Below are 3721 nucleotides of genomic sequence, written 5' to 3'. Positions count from 1 at the left end.
CCGAAAAAACGCCAGTGCAGGGAGATACCACACCAAAATACAGCACATACAAAAAATCCGGTCACTTTTTGACAGACGGAACAATGAATTTGACAAAAAGAGCCATATATTAGATGAAAAAAATACCAAAAGCGCATCCGTCTGACCGCCTTTCAAATCACCGGCATGACAGAGGCATCAGGCACCCCGTCTGACCGATTACGGGGTCCACACGGATAAACAAAATTCAAGGTGCTAAACTCAGACAATCTAATGAATTAGCTATATCTACACGGTCGGACGGGTGGAAGATGGCACCGATCATGGCGGGTCAGCAACAAAAGAGGCTAAAAACAACCCCCAAAGCAAACACATAATGCCAAAGCCAACATTTCATCCTAAATACCCTGCTTAGACGCTCTTCTTTTGCCCCAATCCACCGGTCCGATCCCGTCAAAGAGCCGGATCAGACCGGGTGCCAGGCCCATCTATGCACCTTTCGAATCAACAGCATAAGATTAGCATCTGCCACCCCGTCTGACCGATTATGGGGTCCACACGGTAAAAAAAGACTCAAGGTACAAACATCAGACAATCTAACGGCTTAGCTATAACTACACGGTCGGACGGGTGGAGGAGGGCACCAGGCATGGTGGGCAGGCAACAACAGAGGCTAAAGCCACCATTTCACCCTAAGCGGCCTGCATATACACTCTTCCCGTGCCCATACTTCACCGGTCCGACCGCAAAAAAAAGCGGTCAGACCGGGTGCCAGGCCCGTCTGACCGATTTGAAAATCCGAATAATTAAAGTAGCCTCTGGCATCCACCTCAGATCACGCATAAAGAGGGGAATCGGGTTAACAAACCTTGACTTTTACATCCAAAATCCCTATCTTGCAAAAAATCTAAAAAATGTACTTCGAGAAAGGTCATATATACCACATTTACAACATGGGCAACCATAAAGATTCACTCTTTTTCAAAGACGAGCACTACACTTTTTTCCTTAAAAAGATAAAAACTTTAATTCGGCCTGTCAGTGAAATTTTAGCCTATTGCCTTATGCCCAACCATTTTCATCTTATGATCCAGGCCAACGAAAAATCTGTAGAAACCATCACCTCACGCTTCAGTCAGAAAGAAGACTTCAAAATGCAAATGCTTACCCGGAAATTGGGTACATTACAAAGCTCCTATACCCAGGCGATCAATAATAGATACAACTGGAAGGGTTCTCTATTCCGCCAAAAAACAAAAATAAAGAATTTATCCGATCCGCAACCCTGTAATCAATTTCATCCACAATATGCTTTTATCTGTTTCCAATACATTCACCAGAATCCTTTAAAAGCAGGTTTGGTTAGCAAACTGGAAGACTGGCCCTACTCTTCTTTCAGGGAGTTCTTCTATAACCGCAGGAACAGCCTTTGCAATATTGAACTGGCAAAAGAAGTACTACCGATTGATTTTGAAGATTTCTATAAACAATCCTATGTGTTTGTGGATGTGGATGGGATAGATATATTTTAAATCAGTCTTTTGCATTATAAAAACAAAATCGTCTGCTAAACCCGTCTGACCGATTATGGGGTCCACACGGATAAACAAAATTCAAGGTGAAAACATTAGACAATCTAATGGATTAGATATATCTACCCCGGTCGGACGGGTGGAAAATGGCACCAGACATGGGGGGCAGACAACAAAAGAGACTAAAGGCAACCATTTCATCCTAAGCGGCCTGCATACACACTCTTCCCGTGCCCATACTTCACCGGTCCGACCGCAAAAAAAAGCGGTCAGACCGGGTGCCAGGCCCATCTATGCACCTTTCGAATCAACAGCATAAGATTAGCATCTGCCACCCCGTCTGACCGATTATAGGATCCACACGGTAAAAAAAGACTCAAGGTACAAACATCAGACAATCTAACGGCTTAGCTATAACTACACGGTCGGACGGGTGGAAGAGGGCACCAGGCATGGCGGATCGGCAATAACTGAGGCTAAGAGCAACCCCCTAAGCAACTACATAACGCTAAAGCCACCATTTCACCCTAAACACCCTGCATATATACTCTTTTTCTGCCCCAACAAACCGGTCCGATCCCGCTGCTTGCGAGGGAACGGGCTAAGAATAAATAAATTCAAGGCACCTAAACCCTTCCCGTAGGGACGCACGGCCGTGCGTCCCCACGGGAAGGGAGGCAGCAGAAGAATAATTATTTTGGGAGGGATCAGACCGGGTGCCAGGCCCATCTGACCACCTTTCGTATCAACAGCATAACAGAGACTTCAGACACCCCGTCTGACCGATCATCCGGTCCACACGGTAAAATAAGATCCAAGGTGCTAACTTCAGACAATCTAAGGGCTGAGCTATATCTACACGTTACCGCCCATATTGAAAAAGATACGAGGTAATTTCCAATAGAAATATTTATATTTGTGATATGGTAACTAGAAGCTACATAGAGAAAAAATTACAAAAATTAAAACCATATTTGTCTAGAAAATATAATGTCTCTAGAATTGGGTATTTCGGTTCATTTTCAAGGAATGAGCAGACTGAGGAGTCGGATATAGATATTCTTGTAGAATTTAGTAAACCGATTGGGTGGGATTTTTTTGATTTAAACGACTTATTAGAAAAAGAACTAGGCGTTAAAGTGGATTTAGTCTCAACAAAAGCATTAAGAAAACAATTAAGAGATAGCATTCTTGACCAAACCCGATATGTATGAAAAAGAACAACCGAAATTATCAGATATACCTTGAGGATATTTTGATTTCTATGAATCGGATTATTGAATATATTGGGAATAGAGATTTTGAGGAATTTAAGGAAAATAACATGGTTGTTGATGCGGTAGTAAGGAATTTCGAAATAATAGGAGAAGCTACCAACAACTTACCTGATGAAGTTAAAGACAGACACCCAGAGATGCCTTGGCGTAAAATGTATGGATTAAGAAATGTTGTATCCCATGAATATTTTGGTATTGATTACGAGATGATATGGGAGATTGTCAAAAAGAACCTACCTGCTAACATCAAAGAAATAAAAAGAATTATAGACGAAGAAAAATAATACGTGCGGTAACAGGCTGTAATACGCCATGCGGATGGGCTTCCAGTGCCAACGGTGGTCGGCTTTAGCAAAATTTGTAACGGGGGATCCGTCAGGAGCCGGACACAGTCCGGCAGTGGCCGGACACAGTCCGTCAGGAGCCGGACACAGTGAGAACGCGTCTCCGAAAACCCCGCACGGCGCATACAGCTAAACGGTCGGACGGGTGGAAGATGGTACCAAACATAGTGGATAGGCAATAACTGAGGCTAAGAGCCACCCCCCTAAGCATCTACATAACGCTAAAAGCCACCATTTCACCCTAAACACCCTGCATATCCGCTCTCCTCATGCCACAACCCACCGGTCCGATCCCTCTGTTTGCGCGGGAACGGGCTAAGAATAAATAAATTCAAGGCACCTAAACCCTTCCCGTAGGGACGCACGGCCGTGCGTCCCTACGGGAAGGGAGGCAGCAGAAGAATAATTATTTTCGGAGGGATCAGACCGGGTGCCAGGCCCATCTGACAATCTTTCGAATCACCGGCATAACAGATGCATCTGCCACCCCGTCTGACCGATTACGGGGTCCACACGGTGAAAGAAAATTCAAGGTGCTAAACTCATATAATCTAATGGATTAGCTATATCTACCCGGTCGGACGGGTGG

Annotated in this window: 3 protein-coding genes; all 3 read left to right on the top strand. The window is 44.4% G+C overall.

Annotation, left to right across the window (positions count from 1 at the left end; all coding sequences use genetic code 11):
• The first annotated feature begins 893 nt into the window (after window positions 1-893).
• The 3 genes from KGY70_03985 (at window position 894) to KGY70_03975 (ending at window position 3072) form a co-directional block, all read left to right on the top strand.
• On the top strand, window positions 894-1511 hold the full coding sequence (locus tag KGY70_03985; protein MBS3774321.1) for a transposase: 618 nt from the start codon (window positions 894-896) through the stop codon (window positions 1509-1511).
• 923 nt (window positions 1512-2434) lie between these two features.
• Window positions 2435-2725, top strand: a complete 291-nt coding sequence (locus KGY70_03980; protein ID MBS3774320.1) for a nucleotidyltransferase family protein — start codon at window positions 2435-2437, stop codon at window positions 2723-2725.
• On the top strand, window positions 2722-3072 hold the full coding sequence (locus tag KGY70_03975; protein ID MBS3774319.1) for a DUF86 domain-containing protein: 351 nt from the start codon (window positions 2722-2724) through the stop codon (window positions 3070-3072). Before KGY70_03980 ends, KGY70_03975 begins: the two co-directional genes overlap by 4 nt.
• Window positions 3073-3721: the final 649 nt, after the last annotated feature.

It is taken from the genome of Bacteroidales bacterium, from assembly GCA_018334875.1.
GTDB lineage: Bacteria > Bacteroidota > Bacteroidia > Bacteroidales > UBA12077 > JAGXLC01.
The sequence above is the reverse complement of the archived record's forward strand: the minus strand, read 5'-3'. Positions and strand labels throughout refer to the sequence as shown.

Coding starts and splice junctions, on each gene's coding strand:
- KGY70_03985 (MBS3774321.1), top strand. CDS start 894: ATGTACTTCGAGAAAGGTCATATATACCACATTTACAACATGGGCAAC.
- KGY70_03980 (MBS3774320.1), top strand. CDS start 2,435: ATGGTAACTAGAAGCTACATAGAGAAAAAATTACAAAAATTAAAACCA.
- KGY70_03975 (MBS3774319.1), top strand. CDS start 2,722: ATGAAAAAGAACAACCGAAATTATCAGATATACCTTGAGGATATTTTG.